Below are 25,344 nucleotides of genomic sequence, written 5' to 3' on the forward strand. Positions count from 1 at the left end.
GGAGAGGCGGCTCTGGTGGACTGAGCCCGGCGTCAGGCGCCGGCGCCCTCCTGCTTCACGCCGGCGACCGCGGTCGGGTCGTCGATCCGGTACTTGCGGGCCGCCTCGGCGGCGACCTCCGGCTTCACGTCGCCCCGCTTGGCCAGGATCTCCAGTGCGGCCACGACGATCGACTCGGCGTCCACCTGGAAGTGGCGCCTGGCCGCCGCCCGGGTGTCGGCCAGACCCCAGCCGTCGGTGCCGAGCGAGGTGTAGTCGTTCGGGACCCAGCGGGAGATCTGGTCCTGCACCGCGCGCATGTAGTCGCTGACCGCGACCACCGGGCCCTTGGTGTCCTTCAACTGCTCGGTGATGAACGGCACCCGCTCCGGCTCCTCCGGGTGGAGCAGGTTGTGCTCCTCGGCGGCGACGGCGTCCCGGCGCAGTTCGTTCCACGACGTCACCGACCAGATGTCGGCAGCCACGGAGTACTGCTCGGCCAGGATGTCCTGGGCCTTGCGAACCCACGGCAGCGCGACGCCGGACGCGAGCAGTTGCACCCGCGGTACGTCGTCGCCCTCGGCGGTCTCGTACTCGTGGAAGCGGTACATGCCCTTCAGCAGTGCCGCGACGTCGAGGTTCTCCGGCTCGGCCGGCTGCGGGACCGGCTCGTTGTACACGGTGAGGTAGTAGAAGACGTCCTCACCGAACGGCTTGTCCTTGTCCAGGCCGTAGCCGTACATCCGGCGCAGCCCGTCCTTGACGATGTGCGCGACCTCGTAGGCGAAGCCCGGGTCGTAGTGCACCGCCGCCGGGTTGGTCGACGCGAGCAGCGGCGAGTGACCGTCCGCGTGCTGCAGCCCCTCACCGGTCAGCGTCGTACGCCCGGCCGTGGCGCCGATCAGGAAGCCCCGGCCGAGCTGGTCGCCGAAGGCCCACTGGAAGTCGCCGGTCCGCTGGAACCCGAACATCGAGTAGAAGATGTAGAACGGGATCATCGGTTCGCCGTGCGTCGCATACGCCGTACCGGCCGCGATCACCGAGCCCATCGCGCCGGCCTCGCTGATGCCCTCGTGCAGCAGCTGACCCTGCTCGGACTCCTTCCACGACAGCAGCAGGTTGCGGTCGACGGCCTCGTAGTTCTGCCCGTGCGGCGAGTAGATCTTGGCCGTCGGGAACATCGAGTCCATGCCGAACGTGCGGTACTCGTCCGGGGCGATCGGGACGATCCGGTGCCCGATCTCCGGGTCCTTCATCAGGTCCCGGAACAGCCGGACCAGCGCCATCGTGGTGGCGATGGGGGCGTTGTTGCCCTTGCTGAGCGGCTTGTACACGTCGTCGGCCGGCAGCTTCAGCGAGGTCTTCGGCGCCACCCGCCGCTGCGGCAGCGAACCGCCGAGCTGCTTGCGCCGCTCCATCATGTACTGGTACTCCGGCGAGTCGGTGCCGGGGTGGAAGTACGGCGGGTTGTACGCGTCCTCGAGGTCCTTGTCCTCGATCGGCAGGTACAGCCGGTCGCGGAACGCCTTCAGGTCGTCCGAGGTCAGCTTCTTCATCTGGTGGGTCGCGTTGCGGCCCTCCAGCGCCTCGATCGTCCAGCCCTTGATGGTCTGGGCCAGGATCACCGTCGGCTGCCCGACGTGCTCGGTGGCGCTCTTGAACGCGGCGTACACCTTGCGGTAGTCGTGGCCACCGCGGGGGAGCTTGCGCAGGTCGTCGTCGGACAGCGTGCTGACCATCTGCTGCAGCCGCTGGTCGCCGCCGAAGAAGTTGTTCCGGATGTACTCACCGGACTCGACCGAGTAGGTCTGGAACTGGCCGTCCGGCGTGGTGTTCATCTTGTTCACCAGCGCGCCGTCGTGGTCCTGCGCCAGCAGCGCGTCCCACTCGCGGCCCCAGATCACCTTGATCACGTTCCAGCCGGCTCCGCGGAAGAACGCCTCCAGCTCCTGGATGACCTTGCCGTTGCCGCGGACCGGTCCGTCCAGCTGCTGCAGGTTGCAGTTGATCACGAAGGTGAGGTTGTCCAGCTCCTCGCGGGCGGCCAGGCCGATCGCGCCGAGCGACTCCGGCTCACCCATCTCGCCGTCACCGAGGAAGGTCCAGACGTGCTGCTGACTGGTGTCCTTGATGCCGCGGTGGTGCAGGTACCGGTTGAAGCGGGCCTGGTAGATCGAGTTCAGCGCGGCCAGCCCCATCGAGACGGTGGGGAACTCCCAGAAGTCCGGCATCAACCGGGGGTGCGGGTACGACGACAGGCCGTTGTGCGGACCGCGGGAGACCTCCTGGCGGAAGCCGTCCAGCTGGTCGGCGCTCAACCGGCCCTCGAGGAAGGCGCGCGCGTACATCCCGGGGGAGGCGTGGCCCTGGATGAAGATCTGGTCACCGCCGCCGGGGTGGTCCTTGCCGCGGAAGAAGTGGTTGAAACCGACCTCGTACAGGCTGGCCGCGGACTGGTAGGTGGCGATGTGGCCGCCGACCTCGAGGCCCTTGCGGTTGGCCTTGCTCACCATCACCGCGGCGTTCCAGCGGATGAAGGCCCGGATCCGGCGTTCGATGTGCTCGTCGCCGGGGAACCACGGCTCCCGCTCGGGCGGGATCGAGTTGATGTAGTCGGTGCTCCGCAGTGCGGGCACCCCCACCTGTCGCTCCCGGGCCCGCTCGATCAGCTTGAGCATGAGGTAGCGTGCTCGCGCCTTGCCCCGTTCGTCCAGGACGGCGTCGAGCGATTCGACCCACTCGCGTGTCTCGTCGGGGTCGATGTCGGGGAGCTGGGTGGGCATCCCCTCGGTGATGATGGCTGGTGGTTCGTGTCCGGAAGCCACGGTGTCCTGCCGTTCTCTCTGGTTGTCTTCACCGCAATCCTGTCACCTGTTCGGAATGCGTTCTACTTCGCCTTCCACAGGCGCCCGATTCCGGTCGTGCACGCGTGATCTGAGCGGACACGGACTGTACCCACCACGCGGATACCGGACACGTCACGGAACCCTCGTGCATACTTGCGCGACGCGGTACGTCACGATGGACTATCGCTACTGACGCCTACCCCCGGGCAAGCGGGGACCACGGAGGAGGACACGTGAGCGCGACCGCGGACCACGCGGACGGCAACAGCGGTGTGCCGAACATGGCGTCCCGGCTCGGCCTCGAGGCCGGCTGGGTCGTGCAGGAGATCGGGTACGACGAGGACTGCGACGACGAGTTCCGCGACGCGATCAAAGCGATCACCGGCGAGGAGTTCGTCGACGAGGACACCGACGAGGTCGTGGACGTCGTACTGCTCTGGTTCCGCGAGGAGGACGGCGACCTGGTCGACGCGTTCTTCGACATCCTCACCGACCTGAAGGCCGGCGGAGTCGTGTGGCTGCTGACGCCGAAGGTCGGCCGCGACGGGTACGTCGAGACCAGTGACATCGCCGAGGCGGCTCCGGTCGCCGGGCTGTCCACCACCAGCACCCTGAGCGTGACCGACGACTGGTCGGCCACCAAGCTCGTGGTGCCGAAATCCGGCCGCCGGGGATGACGCGAGGGTGACCCCTGCCGTCGGCAGCCGGGCACCGGACTTCACAGCCCGCAACCAGCACGGCGAACAGGTCCGGCTGAGCGACTACGCCGGCCGGAGCGACGTCGTCCTGGTCTTCTATCCGTACGCCTTCAGTGGGGTCTGCACCAGCGAGTTGGCTGCGCTGCGTGACCGGCCGGACCTGCTGTCGGCGGCGGAGTTCCTGGCGATCTCGTGCGACCCGATGTTCACCTTGCGGGCGTACGCCGACGCCCAGAAACTCGAGTTCGGTCTGCTCACCGACTTCTGGCCGCACGGCGCGATCGCCTCGTCGTACGGCGTCTTCGATGCCGAGCGTGGTTGTGCCCTGCGGGGCACGTTCGTGGTGGACCGGGCAGGGATCGTCCGGTGGTCGGTCGTGAACCCGATCCCGCAGGCCCGCGACCTCGACGACTACGCCCGGGCGTTGGCAACTCTGGGCCACGACCTCGGGTAGACTGCGCCGGTCGTTTGATCCACATCGGGCGGATAGCTCAGCGGTAGAGCGCTTCCCTTACAAGGAAGATGTCGGGGGTTCGATCCCCTCTTCGCCCACCCCAATTCTTTACGCTCCGTTATCTTTCGTATTCCGCTCCAGACCAGTAACGTGCGGCTGGATCCCGAGGGGGGCTCGGGGACAACTGGAGGGGAATACATGTCTCAGCACTCGCACGTCAGCCGTGTCCGGAAGCTTGCGCAGAACCGCACGGTCCGTCGCTACGCCGCACCCGCGGTGCTCACGGCGGCGCTGATCGGGGTCGCCGTGATCCCGTCGGCGACCGCCGCGTCGACGGTGCCGGCCAACAGCGTGGGCTCGGCGCAGATCGTCAACGGCGGCGTCTGGGGTGGCGACATCCACGACAACACCATTGCCGAGTCCAAGCTCGGATGGGACATCCGGCAGAAGATCGCCAAGGCCGGCGGCACCCAAGGCCCGAAGGGCGAGACCGGTCCGAAGGGGGACACCGGCGCCAAGGGCGAGAAGGGCGACCCGGCGACCGACGTTCTCGGCAAGGAAGGTGTCTCGGACACCCTCGGCCCGAAGGTCATCGCGAACATCGGCGGCTCGTTCAAGACGCAGAAGACGAAGGTCGGCGAGATCACGCTGCAGCCGGGGAAGTGGCTGCTGAACGCGTCGGCGTTCTTCGCGCGCACGGAGGCCGGCGTCGCCGGCACCAGGCCGCAACTGGCGCTGCGCGTGGGCGCTTCGGAGACGGCGTTCGGTGACGACTACGGCACGATCCTGGGTGCGGAGATCTCGCCGGCCAAGGACCGTGAGCTGACCGGTTCCACCGTGAAGGTCGTGAAGGTGTCCGAGGCCACCAAGGTCGAGGTCTTCGGGTTCGGCTACAACGACGACGGCAGCGCCGCCGGTGGTGGTCAGATCACCGTGACCGCTGACGTGGTTGCGGTTCGCATCGGCTGAGCTTTCGCTCAGCGAACGTTCCACCGGGCGTCCCCGGTCCGCTCCGCGGGCCGGGGACGACCTGTTTCCGGTGATCGGACACTCTGCCGAAACGGCGTATCCGCAGGCAGCGAGGGTCGTTGTCCTGGGTGGCGGCGGTCGGCGGGATTTCTTAACTCTTCGATCGCCGGAACGGACTCCTCCAGGGCCGGTCTCGACTGGTAGGGTTCACGGCTGTCGGTCGGCGCGATGACGCACCGGGTGTGCCCGGTCACGGCTTCGTTCCGGCAGGCGGAAAACGGGGCTTTCTGTCGGTGAGAGCGAGACGGGTCTGCCCTGAGCCCGGCTCCGTCCAGTTGGGGAGGCACGTGTCCGTGGGTCGCCAACTGGCTGGCACCACCGGTGTTTCCCGGCCTGCCCGCGCACTCGCCGATCCCCTCCCGACCCACCCCGTGCAGGTGGTGGCACGCGCGTGGTGAGAAGCGGTGTGGACCGGCCGGCGATCAGCACCGGACCGGCCCTGATGATCCCGGCCGGATACCCCAGAGACCTGCCCAGCGCGCTGCTCCGCGCGGCCCGCGACTTCGGCGGCGCGGGCGTGGTCGAGATCGGCCCCGACGGTCGCGAGACCAAGCTCGACTTCCCGACCCTGCTCGAACTCGCCGCCCGCATCCTGGCCGGCCTGCGCGCGAACGGCGTACGCGCCGGCGACCCGGCGGTCGTGCACTGCACCGAACCGGTCGGCTTCTTCGCGGCGTTCTGGGCCTGCACACTGGGCGGCATCCGTCCGTTGCTGATGGCCCCGAGTCCTGAGGGCGACCGGTCCGAGGAGGGCCGCGAGAGGCTCCGCAAGCTGACCGACCTGCTCGGCTGGACCGTGCTGATCGGCCGCCCGTCCGACCTCCCGAACGACCTCGGCCTGCCGGTGCTCGACCCGGATGCGCTGGCCGGCCATGAGCCGACGTCGGAGTTCCACCGGCCGGCCGCGGACGACGTCGCCGTACTGATGATGTCGTCCGGCACCAGCACCGGTGCGCCGAAGATCGTGCAGTTGACGCACCGCGGGCTGGTCGAGTTCGCCGCCGGTACGCCGGCGATGCTGCCGGTGCGGCCCGGACAGACGACGCTGAACTGGCTGCCGCTGACCCAGAGCGGTGCGTTCCTCCTGTACCACCTGCTTCCCGTGTTCACCGGCTGCACCAACGTGCACGTGAACACCGACTGGGTGCTGGCCGATCCGCTGCGCTGGCTGGACCTGATGGATCAGCACCGGGTCAACCACTCCTGGTCGCCGAACTTCGGGTATCGCCTGGCCACGCAGGCGATCGCGGGCGAGCCGGACCGGCACTGGGACCTGTCCGCACTGCGCAGTCTGGTCAGCGGTGGCGAGCAGATCACCGTGCCGGTGATGTCGGAGTTCCTGCGGCTGACGAACCGGTTCGGCGTCGTACCGGAGACCTTCGTGGCAGCGTGGGGGATGACCGAGACGGTCACCGGGATCACGTTCGCGCGGCCTGGGCTGACACCGAACGTGCATCGCGTCCGGATCCCACCGACCGGCGTGATCGAGTGGGTCGACCAGCGGCCCGCGACCGGGAAGGTTGCGGTCGCCCGGCCGGGTAAGACGCGAGCCGAGGCACCGGGCGTGCTGAGCCTGGTGTCGGTGGGTGCGCCGGCTCCGGGGACGACGGTGCGGATCGTGGCACCCAACGGTGCGGTGCTGCCGGAGGGCCGGATCGGTCAGCTGCAGGTCGCGTCCGCGCGGGTGACGCCGGGGTACCTGGGCAACCTGGAGGCGGACCGGGCGGCGTTCCCGATCGGCAACTGGCCGGCGCGGAAGTGGCTGGCGACCGGGGACCAGGCGTTCATCACCGGCGGGCAGGTGGTCATCACCGGCCGGGACAGCGAACGCATCATCATGTCCGGGAAGCTCTACTACGCGCACGACATCGAGTCGGTCGCTGCGACGGTGGTCGGTGCCGAGCAGGGGCTCGTCGCGGCGTGTGGGATCGCGGACGGGCAGAGTGGGACCGACCGGCTGGTCGTGTTCTACGCGCTCACGCCGGAGTCGATCCCGGGGATGGATCAGGCAATCCGGAGTCTCGTCCTGGCCCGGCTGGGACTCGAGGCCGAGGTGGTCGGCGTACCGCGGCGGGACTTCCCGACCACGCCCGGCGGCAAGATCCTGCGCCCACTGCTCAAGCAACGCTGGATCGACGGCACCCTGGAAACCCCGCCCCACCCGTACGTCGAACCAGCCGGCGCCAACTCGTACTCCGGCCCCGCAGGCGAAGGCCCGCACGCCAACGCCGCCGACACCCTCATCTCAGCCGAAGAGGACCCAGCCGAACGCACCACCGAACTCCCGGTAGTCCGCCTCGCCTGGAAACGCACCCTCCAGCAATCCATCCCCACCCCACCCCAACGCCCAACCCTCGGCACCCCCACCCCACCGACCACCGCCGAGCCCGCCCCGATCCCCGACACCGAACAAACCACAGAACTCCAACGAATCCCCGCCCCCGACGAACCCACTCCGCTGGCAGACGCCAAGTCGCCCAACCGCACCGAGACCCCAGCCGAGCCGCCCGCAGCTGAAGCACACCCCCAGCCGAAGCCCACCGCGGAGTCCAAGCCCGCCGCTGACCCGGCCGAGGCGCACGCGGCGGAACCACAGCCCCAGCCGGCCACCACCGAGCGCGAGCCCGCCGAGAGCCCGACCGAGGCCCAGCCGGAGTCCGTCGCCGCCGTCGAGCCGACGCACCCCGTCGAGGAAACACCCGACGAGCCTGCGGCGGAAGCACATCCACACCCGAACCCCACCGCCGAGCTCGACCTCGCCGAGGAAGCGTCCAAGCAGCCGGAGTCCGTCGCCGCCGTCGAGCCGACGCACCCCGTCGAGGAAACACCCGACGAGCCTGCGGCGGAAGCACATCCGCACCCGAACCCCACCGCCGACCTCGACCCCGCCGAGGAAGCGTCCAAGCAGCCGGACTCCGTCGCCGCCGTCGAGCCGACGCACCCCGTCGAGGAAACACCCGACAAGCCTGCGGCGGAAGCACATTCCCAGCCGGAGCCCACCGCCGAGCTCGACCCCGCCGAGGAAGCGTCCCAGCACCCGGCCGAACCGCAGCCGGACTCCGTCGCCGCCGTCGAGCCGACGCACCCCGTCGAGCAAGCACCTGACGAGCCTGCGGCGGAAGCAAATCCGCACCCGGACCCCACCGCAGAGTCCGAGGCAGCCGAGCCCACAGCGGACGCGGCCGAGGAGTCTGCCGCGGAAGCGGCCGAGGAGCCTGCCGCGGAAGCGGCCCCGGAGCTGACCGCACAGTCCGAGTCGACCGAGCCCGCCGAAGAAGCAGCCGACGAGCCCGCGGCCGAAGCACAGCCGCAGCCGGAGTCCTCCGCGGAGGCCGACCCGGCCGAGCCGGTCGAGGGAACGGCTGAGGAGCCTGCAGCCGAAGCGCGCCCGGATCTGGCCGCCGACACCGAGCCGACCGAGCCCGTCGAGAGAACGGGTGAGGAGCTTTCGGCCGAAGCGCAGCCGCAGCCGGAGCCCTCCGCGGAGACCGAGCCGACCGGGCCCGCCGACGAAGCAGCTGACGAGCCTGCGGCCGAAGCACAGCCGGAGCCGGAGTCGTCCGGGGAGGTTGGGCCGACCGAGGCTGTTGAGGCAGCGGACGAGTCGGCGGCCCTCGTAGTACCGCTGGAGTCCGCGGACGGCACAGAGCCGGCCGAGCCTTCCACGGAAGCACCTAAGGAGCCTGCGGCCGAAGTACAGGCTCGGTCTGAGCTCCCGGCGGCGCGGTTCATCGCGCAGTACACGATCACGCAGGCCCCGGCCCTCGACGTACCAGCCGAAGACCCCACCCGTGAACCAGTCGCCAAGGCAACCGACCCCGAACAACCCCAGCCCGCCGCCGAAGTCGCCGCCGACGAGCAGCAGCCCGAGGCCCGGCCTGAGCCAGCCGCCGAAACCGAGCCAGCCGAGGAGGCCACTCCCGACGAGCAGGAGCCTGAGGCCGAGCTGGAGCCAGTCGCCGAAGCCGAGTCTGAGGCCGTCGCAGACGAGCAGGTGGCTGGGGCGGAGCTGGAGCCGGGCGCCGAAGCCGGGTCCGAGGCCGTCGCCGACGAGCTGGAGCCTGAGGCCGAGTCAGTCGCCGAAGCCGAGTCTGAGGCCGCCGCCGGCGAGCAGGAGCCTGGGGCCGAGCTGGAGCCGGCCGCCGAGGCCGAGTCCGGCGGTGACGAGCAGGAGCCTGAGGCCGAGTCGAGCGAGACCGTTGAGCAGCCGGCCGCCGATGCGACCTCCGAGGAGATCGCGCAGGCTGAGTCCACGGGGGAGCTAGCCGCCGAAGCTGAGCCGGTCGAGGAAGTATCTGCGGAGGCTGCACAGGAGCAGGAGGCTGCCGGGGAGCAGTCCGCGGTGGTTGCGCCGGCGGAAGCCGTCGCGGTGGCAGCTGTCGAGGCTGTCTCTGTGGAACAGCCGGTTGTGGACGGAGCTACCGATCAGGTCGCGGAGGTCGGGCAGGAGTCGGACGCTGCGCCTGAGCTGGCTGCGTCCGCTGAGCAGGGGCCCGAAGACGCGGTTGCGCAGGCTGACGGAGAACCCGCGCCGCAGTCTGAGGTCGGGCAGGAGTCGGACGCTGGGGCTGAGGTGGTTGCGTCCGCTGAGCACGGACCCGAGGGCGCGACTGTGCAGGCTCACGGAGAAGCTGGGCCGCGGTCCGAGGCCGGGCAGGAGCCTGAGCCGGCGGTGGTGGTGGTTGAGGGGGCGCGGCGGGGGGTGCAGGACGGGGGTTTGCGGCGGGTTGTGGAGCCGGTGGCTGTGGTTGGGTTGGCGGGGCGGTTTCCGGGGGCGGAGACGCTGGAGCAGTTCTGGGACAACCTTGTGGGTGGGGTGGAGAGCCTCCGGCGGTTCACGAACGAGGAGGTGAGCCAGGCCGGCGGGCATGTGGACGACGAGCTGGTCGCCGTCAGCGGTGTGCTCGACCACGTGGAGTCGTTCGACGCGAAGTTCTTCGGCCTCAGCGACCGTGAGGCCGAGTTGATGGATCCGGCCCAGCGGTTGTTCCTCGAGGTCTGCTACCAGGCGCTCGAGCACGGCGGGTACGCCGGGACCACCGGCCGCGTCGGCGTGTTCGCGGGCTCCGGCATGAACCTGTACACCCAGCAGCACCAGTCCCGCGATTCCCTCGCGACCCGCGTCGCCTACCGCCTCGGACTCACCGGTCCGGCCATCGGCGTACAGTCCGCCTGGTCCTCGTCCCTCGTCGCGGTGCACCTGGCCTGCCAGGCGTTGCGCTCCGGCGACGCGGACCTCGCACTCGCCGGTGCAGCCGCCGTACAGGTGCCTCAGGCAACGGGCTACCACCCGGCACCGGAGTCGATCCTGTCGCCGCGCGGTCAGGTCCGTGCGTTCGATGCGGCCGCCGACGGCACGGTCGGTGGGAACGGCGTCGCCGCCGTACTGCTGAAGCGGCTCGACCAGGCCGTCGCCGACGGGGACACCGTGTACGCCGTGATCCGCGGCACCGCGGTCAGCAACGAGGACGCGCCTTCGGGCAACCAGGTCGAGCTGATCGAACGTGCGCTGGAGCGGTCCGGGTTCGCGGCGGACTCGCTCAGCTATATCGAGGCGAACGCGATCGGCAGCGCCGCCGCGGACTCAGCCGAGGTGAAGTCGCTGACGACGGCGCTGCGCAGGCACACAGACAAGGTCGGCTTCTGCACCATCGGCTCGGTGAAGCCGAACATCGGCCACCTCGACAGTGCCTCGGGCATGGCCGGCCTGATCAAGACCATCCTGATGCTGCAGCACCGGATGCTGGTCCCGACGATCAACTACACCGAGCCGAACGCGGACCTTGGCCTCGACGGCAGCCCGTTCGTCATCGGCACCGACGCACGCGACTGGGAGGCCGGTACGACGTTGCGCGCCGGCGTCAGCGCTCTCGACGCCGGCGGTACCAACGCGCAAGTCATCCTGGAGGAAGCGCCGCGGCAGATCCGTCGCGGCGACGACGGACCGGTCGTGCTGCCGCTCTCCGCGCCCGACCCGGACGCTCTGGCGGATCTGGTCGAACTGTTCTGCACCGACCTCGGCCACGGCACCGGACACCGCCTGATCGACCTAGCTGGTACGGCGGCCCTCGGCCGACCGCCACACCGGTACCGCATCGCGGTGGCGGGCGCGTCGGAGGCTGAGCTGGTCGACGCACTCGGCTCAGCCCAGGCAACCGAGGTCCCACGCGGCGGACCGGGTCCACTTGGCTACGCGTTCACCGGCCAGGGCGCTGCGCGGCGTGGGATGGCTGCTGCGCTTGCCGCTCGCTTCCCGGTCTTCCGCTCGGTACTGGACGAGTGCGACCGCGTGTACGCCGAGGAGACCGGTGGCAGCCTGCTGGAGCTGTTGCTGACACCTGCCGGCGCCTCTGAGGGCGTCTGGCCGACAGAGACCGCGCAGCCCGCCTTGTTCGCGTTCGAGCTTGCCCTTGCGCGGCTCTGGCAGTCGTTCGGTGTGCAGCCCGCGTTGGTGGTCGGTCACAGCGTGGGGGAGTACGCCGCCCTGTGCGTGGCCGGTGCCCTGTCGCTGGCGGACGGCGTACGGCTGACTGCCAAGCGCGGCGAGCTCATGCAGCGCGGCACCGTGCCCGGCGCGATGGTCGCCGTGCGTGCGGACGCGGACCGGGTTCGCGAGCTGACGCAGACGCCGGGCGTGGAGATTGCCGCAGGCAACGGTCCGCAGTCGTTCGTGCTGACCGGGTCCGAGGTGATCGTCGGGCAGCTCGCGGAGCAGCTGGACCGGCTGGAGGTCGCGTACCAGCGGCTGGACGTGGATCGGGCGTTCCACAGTTCGTTGGTCGACCCGATCCTGAAGGACTTCGCGGCGATCGTCCGGGAGATCACGCTGAAGCCGCTGCGGACGCCGATGGTGTCGAGCTGGTCCGGCGATCTGCTCGAGTCCGGGACGGTGCTGGACGGCGACTACCTGGTCGGGCAGTTGCGGCAGCCGGTGCTGTTCGGTGACGCGGTCGAGGCGGTCACGGCCGCCGGTTGCCGGCGCTTCCTGGAGCTCGGGCCCGACGCCGTACTGAGTCCGGCCGGACGCCGGATCGCGCCGAACAGCACGTGGATCCCCGCGCAGCGGTTGGGGCAGGATCCCGTCCTCGCGACGATGAACGGGCTGGCCGAGCTGTACGAGCAGGGCACCGAGATCGCGTGGTCGAAGGTGTACTCCGACGGCGGTCGCGTGCCGTTGCCGACGTACCCGTTCCGGCGCGTGCATCACCCGGTCGACACTTCCGCGACCGGGCTCGCTGGTGACGGTGCCGGTCGGGCGGCGCGAGTGCAGCCGAGTCCGTTCGAGCGGGCGGCTCGCGCGCAGGCAGTTGTCTTCGAGCCGTCGAGTGCTGCGGTGAAGCGGATCCCGCTGGATCCGCCGGTCGAGCCGGAGGTTGCTGAGAGCAACGAGCCGGTGGAGGAGCAGTCGCCGTTCGCGTTGCCCGCCGAGACGCATCAGATCGACGCGGACTACCTGGCGCAGGCCGGGGTGCTGTCCGGTGACGAGGTGTCGGCCGAGCGGTACCGCGACTCGCTGGACCTGATCCTGGATCTGACCTGTGAAGCGCTGAACCTCGATCCGTACGACTTGACCGTCGACCACACGTTCGCCGAGCTCGGCGCCAGGCCGGACTCGATGGCGCCGGTCATCACCGCGATCAACTCGCGCTTCGAGGTGACGCTCACCCCCGAGGACCTGTTCAGCGCCTACACCACTCCGCACAAGCTCGCCACAGCCGTCGCCACGCAGGCGCCGGAAGCCCCGGAGGCGGAGCAGGCGGCCCCGCCGGAGACCGCAGTCGAAGATGCGGTCGAGGATGTCACGGCGAAGTCTTCTGCCGAGGAAGCCGAGGCCCAGCCGCCCGCCGAGGAGGCCGAGGTCGAGCCTCCTGCGGAAGAGTCTGAGGAGACGGCTGAGGCGGAGTCGGTGGAGGTTGCGCCGGTTCGCGATGCGCGTTCGGCTCTGGCTGATCTGGGCTCTGGGCTGGCGGAGTTGGCGGCGAAGGTCGACGAGGCCGCGGCGGCCACCAGTGAGGCTGAGCTGCCAGGCAACGGCATGGCCGTGCTGATGTCGCAGCAGCTCCGCGTGGCCGGTCAGTTGGTGGACGGCGTCACCAAGCTGATGCGCGAACAGCTCGCCCTCCTCGAAGCCGCAACCTCAGAAGACCCAACCACCTCCGAACACGTCCCCCACTCCGACCCATCAACGCCTGACGAGCCGAACGGCGCGCTGGACGTGGCGGACGGCGCCGAGGCCGTAGTCGACGGTGTGCAGGCTGATGCACCCGCGGCGGACCCCAAGGATGCAGAAGCAACCGCGGAACCGCAGGCCGAGCCTCGCACGGGCGAGGACCTTGAGCGGTTGCGACGGGACCTCGGGTACTGGGAGATGGCGCTGGCGGGCGCTGAGCCGCTGGTGCTGGTTGCGGACGGCGTCCGGCCGGCCGGCTCTGGCGCTGTTGGATCGGTGAAGAAGGAGTTCGAGGAGGAACTCGGGGACGCGGTGTTCGTGTTCAGCCGCGGCCGGAAGGTCTCCCCGCTGATGACGATGCTGGCGGCCGTCGGGACGGTGCTCGGGCGCTTCGCGGCGCAGGACGACGTCACGATCGGGACCGCGCTGATCCGGCCCCAGGGCGACACCTCGACGGCGGCCCGGCGCGCGCTCCCGATCCGGATCGACCTGTCCGGTGAACCCGACCTCGGCGAGCTCGCGCATCGGGTGCGCGACGTGACGGCCGGCGCGTTCGACCACGCCGGCACGGACCTCGCCGTACTCGAGCGTGACCCGCTCTTCCAGGTCCTGGTCGAGTTCGAGGACGGCGACGAGGAGCTGCCCGAACCGCTCGACCTCCGCCTGCGGCTGACCCACCACGGCGCCGGCATCACGTGTACGGCGGACTACCGCTCCGGACTCTTCGAGCAGCGCACCATCGATCGCCTGGTCGCGTACCTGGAAGCGGTCCTGCGTCGCGCCACCGCCCAGCCGAACCTGCGCCTGCCCGACCTGATGTTCCCGATCGAGTCCGACCTCGAGGCCCTGCGCGAGCTGGAAGGCGACACCGCTCCGGCCGGCCCGATCGGTCGGGTACGACGGGACGCCGTGGTCGCCGGCGAGCTCAGCGGACTGCACACCCTCTTCGAGCAGCAGGTCGCCCGGACCCCGGACGCGACCGCGCTGATCCAGGGCGAGCGCGAACTGACGTACGCCGAGCTCGATCGCCGGGCCAACGCGCTGGCGTGGCGGCTCGTCGACCTCGGCGTGAAGCCCGGCCAACTGGTCGCCGTACGTGTTGCCCGAGGCACCGAACTGGTCGTCGCGGTGCTCGCCGTCCTGAAGTCCGGCGCGGCGTACCTGCCGCTGGATCCCGGCGTACCCGAGTCGCGCTGGGCATTCATGGTCGCGGACTCGTCGGCGGTCGCGCTGGTAGGTGACGACGCAGCGCTGGCGGACCGGCTCGGCCTGCGGCTGATCCCGGTCGCCACGTCGGACGGCGATGCGCGGGCGCGGCAGGCGCCGCCGGTGCGGGCCGCCGCGGATGATGTTGCCTACTGCATCTACACGTCCGGCTCGACCGGGAACCCGAAGGGCGTCGTCGTCCCGCATCGCGGCCCGGTCAACCTGATCCGGCACTACCTGCGGACCCGGAGTTCGCTGCGGACGCTGCAGTGGACCTCGTTCGGTTTCGACGTTCACGTGCAGGAGATGTTCACCGCGCTCGCGTCCGGCTCGGCGCTGGTGCTGATCGGCGAGGACGACCGGTACGACCCGGACGCGGTGATCGCGGCGCTGCGGGACCACGACGTCGAGCGGCTGTTCATGGCGTTCAGCCCGTTGACGGCGTTGCTCGCGACCATGCGGCGGCTGCCCGAGTTGCCCGCGCTGCGGGAGATCGTCGCGGGCGGCGAGGCGATGGTGCTGACCCACAAGGTGCGCGACTTCCTCGAGGCGCATCCGGAGTGCCGGCTCTTCAACGAGTACGGCCCGGTCGAGGCGTCGATCGTGACCACGATCCACGAGGTCGACCCGGCTGTGGACCGGCCGTCGATCGGGCGTCCGGTCGAGGGCGTCGTCGTACGCCTGCTGGACCAGGTGCTGCGGCCGGTGCCGGTCGGTGCGGTCGGCGAGATCCACCTCGGCGGCCCGGCCGTTGCCCAGGGCTACATCGGGCGGGCGGAGGAGACCGAGCACGCGTTCGTGCCGGATCCGGGTCATCCGGGGGCGCGGCTGTACCGCAGCCGGGACCTGGGTCGCTGGCGGCCGGACGGGACGTTGGAGTACCTCGGCCGCGCCGACGACCAGGTCAAGATCCGCGGCCACCGCGTCGAACCCGGCGAAACCGAACACGTCCTGGCGGATCAGCCGGGCGTGGTCGACGCCGTCGTGGTCGCCTGTGCGGACCCGGCCGGCGACACCTGCCTCCTCGGGTACGTCGTTCTCGAGGACAGTGACCCGGCAGTCCTGGCCCGCCTGATGCTCGACCTGGCCAAGGAACTCCCGATCTACCTGGTCCCGGCCGACCTGATCCCGATCGAGGAGCTCCCGCTCGACGACAACGGCCGTCTGGACCGGACCCAGCTTCCCGAACCCGAGTGGCTCACGCCGTAGGGGACTGTTCTGCACCGTGGACGGGGGTTGTCGGGGGCAGCCCTCCCGCAGCCACCGGCCTCCGTCCGCGGTGCAGAACCCGCGACGATCCTCATCCCTCCTGAGGATCGATCGCACTCCTCGCCCGGCGGCGGAACAGCGATGAGGCACTGATCGCGCAGACGAGCAGGGAGTAGACCGCCAGCGCGGACCCGACGCTTCCGGTCGTCGGTCCGACGCTGCCGGCACCGGTTCCGTTCCCACCGGAACCCGTACCGTCTCCGCCGGACCCGACCGCCACCACGGCGGTGACCACGATCAGAGCGATCAGTGGTCCGGACCAGCCGAGCACACCCATCCGGAGCGCGTGGCCGTCGTCGGCCCGCGCCCCGATGGATGGAGCCGACCCTGCCACGGCTGCGGCGGTCCCCGGGCCGGCGAGGGCCCGTCCGCGCAGCGAGCCGTGCAGGGCAGCGACGCCGCACGCGGCGGCGACGTTCATCAGTAGCAAGCGTCCGGCGACGTCCTCGAGCGCCACGGCCCCCGGACCGACCGTGCCGTACACGATCGCGTACACGTCGACCGGCACAGTGACAGCGGCGGCCAGGACAGCGGCGACCTGGAACAGTCGCGGCCGTCCGACAGTTGCCCGCAGGACGTCGTACCTGGAAGTGGTCCGGACCAACAGCGCGGTGAAGAAGAGAGCGAAGAGCAGGAGTACCGCGACGTCCATCGGGGACCGAGTCTCTCTGGTCGAGCGTTGCCCTGGACAACGCTGGCGGGCGTTGCTGACCTGACCTGACGCCGTGCTGTTCGCGAGGGCGGCGGAGAGTCTCCTCTCCGCCGCTCACGCGTTCGGCTGGCCCTGGCCCCCCATCGACCAACCGTTGCCGACCGGTCCAGGCCCCCCTGACCAGTCTTGGATGACGTGCCCCCACCCCATCCATCCGTTGCATCGCGTGGGACGGCCCAGTCGTTACACAGATTCGGGCAATTGGGTTAAAACTGCGCAAAGGTGCGCATGAGACCCTGTTCCGCGCGTGTAGATGTGTGCGTAACGCGGGAGAGGGGTACGGCGGTCAGCCGACGGCGGCCCAGGCCTGATGTGCGGCACCGAGGAGGCCGGCGTTGTCGAGTTGGGCGGGCTCGACCGCCAGGTCGGTGATGAACGGGAGCTGCGCCAGCCGCTTCACCCAGGCCTGCACCGGGTCGAACAGCACCGGCCCCGCCTTCGACACCCCGCCCCCGATGACCACCGTGGTCAGATCGACCGTCACCGCCGTCGCGACGATCCCCGCCGCCAGCGCCTGAGCCCCGTCGTCGAACGCGGCCAGCGCGAGCTCGTCCCCGGCGGCCGCGTCGACGGCGAGTACGGCGGCATCCGCGTCCTCCTCGATCCGCCAGCCGCGACGCTTGGCCCGGGCAACCATCCGCGGACCGCTCGCGTACGCCTCCACGCAGCCGTACGACCCGCACGCGCACGCCTCACCGTCCAGGTCCACGACCACGTGACCGATGTGCGCGGCGTTGCCCGACTGGCCGATGACAGGCTTGCCGTCGACAACCAGTCCGCCGCCGACACCGGTCGACACGACGATCCCCAGGAGTGTGTCGGCGTCGCGTCCGGCGCCCGTCCAGAACTCACCCAGTGCGAAGCAGTGCCCGTCGACCCCGAGCGTCACGGGTACGTCGCCGACCAGCTCCCGGACCCGCTCGACCAGCGGGAAGTTCCGCCAGCCGGTGATGTTGACCGGTGACACCAGCCCGTGGGCCTGGTCCAGTGGCCCGGCCGAACCGATCCCGACCGCGACCGGCGTCGCGTCACCGCGAACCCTCTCGATCAGCTCGCCGAGCGCCGCGAACACCACGTCCGCGTCGCCTGACGGAGTCGGAATCCGGTCCTCGATGATGATCTCACCGTCCGCGGACACGAGTGCGGCGGCCATCTTCGTGCCGCCGATGTCGATGCCCAGGACGGTGTCCTGCTTCATTGGTTCGTCACTCATGGTCCCCCCGTCAGTGCCGATGCAGGTGGTCAGGTCGGGAGACAACGTTATCCGTAGTCGGCCCGGACAGACAGGGGTCAATTGCAGGAATCCCCTCAAACCCGCAGGAAGACGCCGGGTGAATGCCTTGACATAGCCTGACAACGATCGCCCTAGACCGCCGAGAAGGCGCCAATTATTAGCTGTCCGTGACGGCAGCGGCCGGGCTCCGGCGGCCAGGGGTGGCGGCGCGGACCTCGCGGAGGAGAGGGTAGGGGGATGAGTGATCAACTGGATCGTGATGCTGCCGGCGCGCTGATCGTCGGCTTCAGCGGGACCACCGCCCCCGACGAGTTGCGCCGCGCGGTCGCCGCCGGTCTCGGCGGCGTCATCCTGTTCACCCGCAACGTCGAGGGCGCCGACCAGGTGGCCGCCCTGACCGCGTCGCTGCGGGCCGAGCGGCCCGACCTGATCATCGCGATCGATCACGAGGGCGGCGAGTTCAGCCACCTCGCGCCGGCCAACCCCTGGCCGCTGGCCTCACCGCGCCTGCTCGGCGATCTCGACGACGTCGACCTGACCCGTGCATCCGCCCGGGACGCCGCGGCGACGCTGGCGAGCCTCGGCATCGACCTGATGCTGGCGCCGTCGGTCGACGTGAACAGCAACCCGGCGAACCCGATCATCTCCACCCGCTCGTTCGGCACGACGGCTGATGTGGTCTCCCGGCACGGCGTCGCTTTCGTCGAGGGCGTCCACGAGGCCGGCATCGCCGCCTGCCCGAAGCACTTCCCGGGCCACGGCGACGTCGCGGTCGACTCCCACGTCGGCCTGCCCAGCGTCGACCGCTCGATCGAGGAGGTCAACGCCGTCGAGCTCGCGCCGTTCCGGGCGACGATCGCGGCCGGCGCCGACGTGGTGATGAGCGCCCACATCGTCTTCTCCGCGTACGACGACCAGCCGGCCACCCTGTCGCGCCGACTGCTGACCGGCCTGCTGCGGGAGGAACTCGGGTTCACCGGCGTGATCACCACCGACGCACTGGAGATGCAGGCGATCACCAGGACCCGGTCGATCGAGGACGCCGCGGTCGCGTCGATCGGCGCCGGCGCCGACCTGGCCATGATCGCCGTCGGCTCCGCGGACCCGCGAGCGCTGACCGCCCGCGTGGTCGATGCCATTGGCAACGGAACGCTGGACGCCGGGCGCGTCGCCGACGCGGCCGCCCGGAGCCGTGCGCTGGCGGCAAGTCTGGCCCAGCGCACTCGGCAGCCCGGTCTCGACGGTGCCCCGATCCGCGAGGTCGCGGCCCGCGTGGTGGCCGGCCAGAACATCCCGGTACTCGGCTCCGCGCCGTACGTCGTTGATCTGACGCAGGGGCTCCATCCGGCCTGGAATCCTTATTTCAGTGGGCTTCCCGAGGTCTTCGGCCGTGTCGCGCCGGGCTCGGACGGCGTCGTACTCCGGGGCGAGCACCGGCTCACCGACGCCGACTCGCCGGCCGGCGACGCGATCAAGACGGCGGCCGCGGCCGCCGCGGGCCGTCCGCTCGTCATCGCCGTCCAGGATGCCGGGCGTACGCCGTGGATGCGCGATGCGCTGACCCACTTGGTGGAAGGACACCAGGACGACGTCTTCGTGCTCTGCACCGGCATCCCCGAGGACCGCGCACTCGTCCCCGCAGGCATCCGCTCCGCCACCACCTCAGGCCGCAATGTCATCGTCCTGGAAGCAGTCGCGAAGGCGCTCACGCAGGCTTGAGGTTCAGATCCAGGGCGTGTTGTTCGACGTAGTTGAGGGCGTGGCGGACGGCGCCGACGGAGACGATCGCGTCGCCGAGGGACGAGACGGCGACGCGAGGCGGCGTACTGGTGAAGCCGGCCAGGTGCCGCTCGATGTCGGGCAGCAACGCCGCGGCGGCCTGGGCGACCGCGCCGCCGAGGACGACGAGCTCGGGGTTGAACAGGATCCCGAGCGTCGCCACCACCCGGGCAGTCCGGCCGGCCACGTGCTGAAGGATGCCCAGGGCAACTTCATCGCCGGAGCCGGCGGCGGTGAAGACCTGTTCCGCGGTGATCGGGCCGTCGCCGCCGAGCGTCCGCAGTACGGTGTCGACGGCCGGGTCGGCGACCGCCGCGGCGCCCCGATCGCGCGCGATCCGGGCGATGCCGTGGGTGTCGCCGACGCCCTCGACGAGCTTGAGGTAGACCATCTCGCCCGCGCCACCACGGCTGCCGTGCAGCAGCCGGCCCGAATCCATCAGGCCGGAGCCGAACCGCTCACCGGCGAGCAGTACGGCGAGGTCGTCGACGTCCCGCCCTTCGCCGCGCCACTGTTCGGCCAGCGCGGCGAGGTTGGCGTCGTTCTCGAGCAGCACCGGCCAGCCGTGCAACTCCGTCAGCCGCTTCGCCAGGCCGGCGTCGAACCGCCGCCAGAACTCGTCGTCGACCAGGATGTTCCCGTCGCGGTCGACCGGCGCCGCGACTCCGACTCCCGCAGCGAGCACGTGGGTGTCGCAGACTCCCGCGCTCGCCAGGGCTTCGACGATCGTCTCGTGCACGATCTCGGTCCGCTCGCCCGGCGTCTTCACGGCGGACACCGAGCGACCCGCCTTGGCGACCGTCTCGCCGCGCAGGTCCGCGAGCAGCACCGTGGTCTTGGCGTCGCCGATGTCGATCCCGAGCACGTACCCGCCCCGGCTGTTGAACTCGAACCGCCGTGACGGCCGGCCCACGGCGGTGTCGTCGCGGCCGGGGTCGAGCTCGACCACCCAGCCCATCGAGATGAGGTCGTTGCAGACCGCGTGCACGGTCGCCCGGGTCAGGCCGGTGGCCTGGATCAGACCGGTTCCCGTCATCACCCCCGCGTTCGAGAGCACGCCGAGCAGCTTGCCCGCGTTCACGCGGCGCAACAGCGGCGGCGTCGCCGTGGCTTGAGTCACTGCCATTCAAAGCCCCTTGACCAGCTCGAACATCCCGGCGCAGAATACTGCAGGATCTAAATTTAGACTCTATATTAACCAGTGACAACACTCTGCAGACGACTTCAGTGAGGCGCTGATGACGAGCAAGCAGTTGACGAACGATGCCGACTGGTGGCGGCAGGCGGTCGTCTACCAGATCTATCCGCGGAGCTTCGCCGACTCCGACGGCGACGGTCTCGGCGACCTGCAGGGCATCGTCAGCCGCGTGCCGTACCTCGAGACCCTCGGCATCGACGCGGTCTGGCTGAGCCCGTTCTACCCGTCCGCGCTGGCCGACGGCGGGTACGACGTCGACGACTACCGCGCCGTGGACCCGCGGCTCGGCACCCTGGCGGACTTCGACCAACTGGTCGACGCGCTGCACGCGGTGAACATCAAGCTGATCGTCGACATCGTGCCGAACCACACCTCGGACCGGCATGCCTGGTTCACCGAGGCGCTGGCCGCGCCGAAGGGCTCGCCGGCCCGGGAGCGGTACATCTTCCGGGAGGGCGACGGCGACCAGCCTCCGTCGGACTGGGATTCGGTGTTCGGCGGCTCCGCCTGGGCGCGGACCGACGACGGCCAGTGGTACCTGCACATGTTCGCGGCCGAGCAACCCGATCTGAACTGGAAGCACCCGGAGGTTCGGGCGGACTTCCTCCAGACGCTGAGGTTCTGGTCGGACCGTGGTGTCGACGGCTTCCGGGTGGACGTCGCGCACGCGCTGATGAAGGACCTGTCGGAGCCGATGCCGTCGCAGGCCACGCTGCCTCGAGTGTCAGAGTCGTACGGTCTGCACCCGCTGTGGGACCGCGACGGCGTGCATGACATCTACCGCGAGTGGCGGCAGGTCCTGAACGAGTACGACCCGCCCCGGTCCGCCGTGGCCGAGGCGTTCGTCCCGGCGTCGCGCCGCGCGCGGTACGCGAGTGCTGACGGGCTCGGGCAGGCCTTCAACTTCGACCTGCTGCAGGCCGACTGGGAGTACGACAAGTTCCGCCAGGTGATCGAGGAGAACCTCGCACTGGCCGACCAGAACGGCTCGTCCTCGACCTGGGTGTTCTCGAACCACGACGTCGTCCGGCACGCGACCCGCTACGGCCTGCCGAAGGACCCGTCCGGGCTGTGGCAGGACGGCAAGGCCTGGCTGCTGAGCAACGGTACCGAGCCGACCGTCGACGTGGAGCTGGGCTTGCGCCGGGCCCGCGCCGCGGTGCTGCTGATGCTGGCGCTGCCGGGATCGGCGTACCTGTATCAGGGGGAGGAGCTCGGGCTGCAGGAGGTCGGCGAGCTGCCGGCGGCGAACCTGCAGGACCCGGCGTACTTCCGCTCCAAGGGTGCGGAGAAGGGCCGTGACGGGTGCCGGGTGCCGATCCCGTGGACCGTCGGTGGGCTGTCGTTCGGCTTCGGCTCGGGTGGGTCGCACCTGCTGCAGCCGAAGTGGTTCGGTGGGTACTCCGTCGAGGCGCAGGAGGGCGACGTCAGTTCGACGCTGAGCCTCTACCGCAAGGCCCTCGCAGTACGCCGGGGACTGCAGACGGGCAACTCGCTGACCTGGGTCGACGGCACCGACTGGGTCCTCCACTTCACCCGTCCCGGCGGCTGGCAGTCGATCACCAACTTCGGTGCCGCGCCGGTCGAGCTGCCGGACGCCGCGGTGGTCCTGTCCAGCGGCCCACTGGAGGGCGACAAGCTCCCGAGTGACACGACTGCCTGGCTGATCTAGTACGGCGTACGGTGCGGCAGGATGGGGCCGTGACTCCGACGCTTGCTGACGTGATCGCCGTACTCGATCGGCTCTACAACCCTGCCTGGGCGGAGTCCTGGGACGCGGTCGGTCTGGTGACCGGCGATCCGGAACAGCAGGTACGACGGATCCTGTTCGCCGTCGACCCGATGCGGGTGGTGGTGGACGAGGCGATCGCGGGCGACTTCGATCTCCTCATCACGCACCACCCGCTGCTGTTGCGCGGCGTGAACAGCGTGGCGGCGACGACGCCGAAGGGCCGGGTCGTGCACGACCTGATCCGGAGCGGTACGGCGCTGCATGTCTGCCACACCAACGCGGACAACGCGAACCCGGGCGTGAGCGACGCACTGGCCGCGGCCCTGGGCCTACAGGACACGCGTCCGCTCAAGGCGATGCCGTCCGACCCGATGGACAAGCTGGTCGTGTTCGTGCCGGTCGACGAGACGCAGACCATGCTCGACGCGCTGGCGAAGGCGGGCGCCGGCCAGATCGGCGACTACGAGCGCGCCGCGTGGAGTGGCACCGGCGAAGGAACCTTCCGCCCGCTCGAAGGCGCGAACCCCACGATCGGGCAGGTCGGCGACATCGAGGTCGTGCCGGAGAACCGGCTCGAGCTGATTCTGCCGCGACACAAGCGGCGGGCTGTCGTCGAGGCGCTGAAGGCAGCGCACTCCTACGAGGAGCCGGCCTTCGACATCTACGAGCTGGCAGCACTACCGAGCGAGCGCGGTGGCGGCCGCGTCGGCGCGCTCTCGGCACCACTGCCACTGAGGGACTTCGCCCGGCTGGTCGCCGATCACCTCCCGCGCACCGAGCACGGCATCCGGGTGTCGGGGGACCCGGAGCGGACGATCGAGACGGTCGCCGTCGTCGGGGGAGCGGGGGACTCGGAGTTCGAGCGAGTCCGGGCTGCCGGCGTCGACGCGTACGTGACCGCCGACCTCCGGCATCACCCCGCGACCGAGGCACAGGCGTACGACGAAGGCCCGGCGCTGGTCGATGTCGCGCACTGGGCCAGCGAGTGGCCCTGGCTGGGGGACGCCGAACGACTCCTCCTCGAAGGGTTGGCAGCACAAGGCAGTACCGTGGACACTCACATCTCGACGCTCTGCACGGACGCCTGGACCCTGCGGTTCTGAGTGCAGCTGAAACACAACTGAAGGAGCCGACTCTGAACGCCGAGCCCGCCGTCCAACGCCGGTTGCTGGACCTGCAGGATCTCGACCTGCAGCTGGATCAGGTCGCGCACAAGCGCAAATCGCTGCCCGAGCACCAGGCCCTTGCCGACCTGACCGCGGAGAAGTCCGTGGTCGACCGCGACCTGGTCACCGCCGACACCGAGGTCAGCGACCTGCAGCGCGAGCAGAAGAAGGCCGACAGCGACGTCGACCAGGTGCGGCAGCGCAAGGCCCGCAACCAGCAGCGGCTGGACTCCGGTCAGGTCACGTCGGCCAAGGACCTGGAGAACCTGCAGCACGAGATCGGGTCGCTGGACCGCCGGATCTCCGACCTGGAGGACGCCGAGCTCGAGGTGATGGAGAAGCTGGAGGCCGCCGAGGCGGTCCAGCTCGATCTGCGCACCCGCGCCGAGGCGTTCGCCGGCCGGCAGTCAGAGCTGGAGACCAGCCGCGACGCCGCGCTGAAGGAGCTCGACGAGCAGCGTGCCGGGCTCGGCGACAAGCGGGCCGGGGTGGCGGCCGAGCTTCCGGATGCCCTGATCACGCAGTACCAGCGGCTCCGCGAGCACAACGGCGGGATCGGCGCCGCGCCGCTGGTCGGCAAGCGCTGCATGGGCTGCCGGATGGAGCTGGCGCCGTCCGACCTGAACCGCATCAAGACCGCCCCGGCGGACGCCGTACTGCGCTGTGAGGAGTGCGGACGGATCCTGGTCCGGACCGCGGAGAGCAGCGTATGAGTTACCAGCACGTCATTGTCGAAGCCGACGGTGGCTCGCGCGGCAACCCGGGACCGGCCGCGTACGGCGCGCTGGTCCGCGACCCGGCGACCGGCGAGGTGATCGCGCAGGACGGCAAGACGCTGGGGATCGCGACCAACAACGTCGCCGAGTACTCCGGACTGATCGCGGGGCTCCAGCTGGCCGCGGAGTACGCGCCGGACGCCTCGATCGAGGTGCGGATGGACTCCAAGCTGGTGATCGAGCAGATGGCCGGCCGGTGGAAGGTCAAGCACCCGGACCTGCAGCCGCTGGCGATCAAGGCGCAAGGCCTGGCGCCGTTCGGGACCGAGTGGACCTGGGTGCCGCGGGCCCAGAACTCCGCCGCCGACGCGCTGGCGAACAACGCGCTGGACGGCGTACCGATCCCGCTGAAGCCGGAGGCCGGCGGACCCGGTCCGGCGGCAGTCAAGGAACCGTCGGATCTCCAGAAGGCCTTGCAGGGTTGGGGTCCGCAGGCCGAGCCACCGACGCAGCTCATCTTCCTGCGGCACGGCGAGACGCCGCACACCGTCGAGAAGCGGTTCTCGGGATCCGGGGGCGACGACCCCGCGCTCAGTGACACCGGCCGGGCGCAGGCCCAGGCGGCCGCCGAGTACCTGTCCCGGATCGGTGGTGTCGACGCGCTCGTGACGTCGCCGATGGTGCGGGCGCGGCAGACGGCCGAAGCGGTCGCCGGCAAGCTCGGCCTCGAACCGGCGGTGGACAACGGCTGGGTGGAGTGCTCGTTCGGCGACTGGGACGGGCACACGTTCGCCGAGGTGCAGCAGAAGTGGCCGGACGCGATGAACGCGTGGCTGGGCTCGACCAGCGTCGCGCCGCCCGGTGGCGAGTCGTTCGACGCGTGCGCGCGCCGGGCCCGGTCGGCGCGGGACGGGTTGCTGAGCCGCTACCCGGGCAAGACCGTTGTCGTCGTCACCCATGTCACGCCGATCAAACTGATGGTCCGGTCGGTGCTGCAGGCACCGATGGCGTCGGTGTTCCGGATGGAGTTGCGCCCCGCGACCATTACCGAGATCCACTGGTACGCCGACGGGCTCGCCTCACTCCGCTCCTTCAATGTGCAACCCTCGTTAGTCTGACCCCACGCACACGTCGTGCGCTGAGAAGGACGGAGGGC

The 25,344-nt window shown here is 70.3% G+C and carries 13 protein-coding genes and 1 tRNA gene; 10 read left to right on the plus strand and 4 right to left on the minus strand.

The window, feature by feature from the left end; translation table 11 throughout:
• Positions 1 to 32 precede the first annotated feature (32 nt).
• Positions 33 to 2,762, minus strand: coding sequence for a pyruvate dehydrogenase (acetyl-transferring), homodimeric type (gene aceE, locus ACGFH6_RS12820; RefSeq protein WP_393384814.1), 2,730 nt, complete (start codon positions 2,760 to 2,762; stop codon positions 33 to 35).
• Positions 2,763 to 3,058: 296 nt separating this feature from the next.
• On the opposite strand from aceE, the gene ACGFH6_RS12825 reads away from it, so the two are divergent.
• From ACGFH6_RS12825 to ACGFH6_RS12845, 5 genes are all read left to right on the plus strand, one after another.
• Positions 3,059 to 3,502, plus strand: coding sequence for a DUF3052 domain-containing protein (locus ACGFH6_RS12825; RefSeq protein WP_393383159.1), 444 nt, complete (start codon positions 3,059 to 3,061; stop codon positions 3,500 to 3,502).
• Positions 3,503 to 3,509: 7 nt separating this feature from the next.
• Positions 3,510 to 3,977: a peroxiredoxin gene (locus tag ACGFH6_RS12830; protein ID WP_393383160.1), complete on the plus strand. Its 468-nt coding sequence runs from the start codon at positions 3,510 to 3,512 to the stop codon at positions 3,975 to 3,977.
• Positions 3,978 to 4,003: 26 nt separating this feature from the next.
• Positions 4,004 to 4,075: transfer RNA gene (locus ACGFH6_RS12835), tRNA-Val, on the plus strand.
• 100 nt (positions 4,076 to 4,175) lie between these two features.
• Positions 4,176 to 4,946 (plus strand): hypothetical protein, encoded by a 771-nt coding sequence (locus ACGFH6_RS12840; RefSeq protein WP_393383162.1) that lies wholly within the window; start codon positions 4,176 to 4,178, stop codon positions 4,944 to 4,946.
• 451 nt (positions 4,947 to 5,397) lie between these two features.
• On the plus strand, positions 5,398 to 15,591 hold the full coding sequence (locus ACGFH6_RS12845) for an amino acid adenylation domain-containing protein (RefSeq protein WP_393383164.1): 10,194 nt from the start codon (positions 5,398 to 5,400) through the stop codon (positions 15,589 to 15,591).
• A gap of 91 nt (positions 15,592 to 15,682) precedes the next feature.
• Here the strand turns inward: ACGFH6_RS12845 and ACGFH6_RS12850 are convergent, their stop codons facing one another.
• Together ACGFH6_RS12850 and ACGFH6_RS12855 are read right to left on the minus strand one after the other, a co-directional pair.
• On the minus strand, positions 15,683 to 16,303 hold the full coding sequence (locus ACGFH6_RS12850; protein WP_393383166.1) for a hypothetical protein: 621 nt from the start codon (positions 16,301 to 16,303) through the stop codon (positions 15,683 to 15,685).
• Between the two features lie 346 nt (positions 16,304 to 16,649).
• The gene (locus ACGFH6_RS12855; RefSeq protein ID WP_393383168.1) at positions 16,650 to 17,576 is read right to left on the minus strand and encodes an ROK family protein; all 927 of its coding nucleotides are present in this window, start codon (positions 17,574 to 17,576) and stop codon (positions 16,650 to 16,652) included.
• 258 nt (positions 17,577 to 17,834) lie between these two features.
• On the opposite strand from ACGFH6_RS12855, the gene nagZ reads away from it, so the two are divergent.
• The gene (nagZ, locus tag ACGFH6_RS12860; RefSeq protein ID WP_393383170.1) at positions 17,835 to 19,316 is read left to right on the plus strand and encodes a beta-N-acetylhexosaminidase; all 1,482 of its coding nucleotides are present in this window, start codon (positions 17,835 to 17,837) and stop codon (positions 19,314 to 19,316) included.
• Here nagZ and ACGFH6_RS12865 read toward each other — a convergent pair.
• Positions 19,303 to 20,502 (minus strand): ROK family protein, encoded by a 1,200-nt coding sequence (locus ACGFH6_RS12865; RefSeq protein WP_393383172.1) that lies wholly within the window; start codon positions 20,500 to 20,502, stop codon positions 19,303 to 19,305. The genes nagZ and ACGFH6_RS12865 overlap by 14 nt on opposite strands.
• Positions 20,503 to 20,614: 112 nt before the next feature.
• On the opposite strand from ACGFH6_RS12865, the gene ACGFH6_RS12870 reads away from it, so the two are divergent.
• From ACGFH6_RS12870 to ACGFH6_RS12885, 4 genes are all read left to right on the plus strand, one after another.
• A complete protein-coding gene (locus ACGFH6_RS12870) occupies positions 20,615 to 22,246 on the plus strand; it encodes a glycoside hydrolase family 13 protein (RefSeq protein WP_393383174.1) in 1,632 nt (543 codons plus the stop codon).
• Between the two features lie 29 nt (positions 22,247 to 22,275).
• The gene (locus ACGFH6_RS12875; protein ID WP_393383176.1) at positions 22,276 to 23,409 is read left to right on the plus strand and encodes a Nif3-like dinuclear metal center hexameric protein; all 1,134 of its coding nucleotides are present in this window, start codon (positions 22,276 to 22,278) and stop codon (positions 23,407 to 23,409) included.
• Positions 23,410 to 23,471: 62 nt separating this feature from the next.
• Positions 23,472 to 24,185, plus strand: a complete 714-nt coding sequence (locus ACGFH6_RS12880; RefSeq protein ID WP_393383177.1) for a zinc ribbon domain-containing protein — start codon at positions 23,472 to 23,474, stop codon at positions 24,183 to 24,185.
• Positions 24,182 to 25,306 (plus strand): bifunctional RNase H/acid phosphatase, encoded by a 1,125-nt coding sequence (locus ACGFH6_RS12885; RefSeq protein ID WP_393383179.1) that lies wholly within the window; start codon positions 24,182 to 24,184, stop codon positions 25,304 to 25,306. Before ACGFH6_RS12880 ends, ACGFH6_RS12885 begins: the two co-directional genes overlap by 4 nt.
• The last annotated feature ends 38 nt before the right edge of the window (positions 25,307 to 25,344 follow it).

The organism is Kribbella sp. NPDC049227 (assembly GCF_043197265.1).
GTDB lineage: Bacteria > Actinomycetota > Actinomycetes > Propionibacteriales > Kribbellaceae > Kribbella.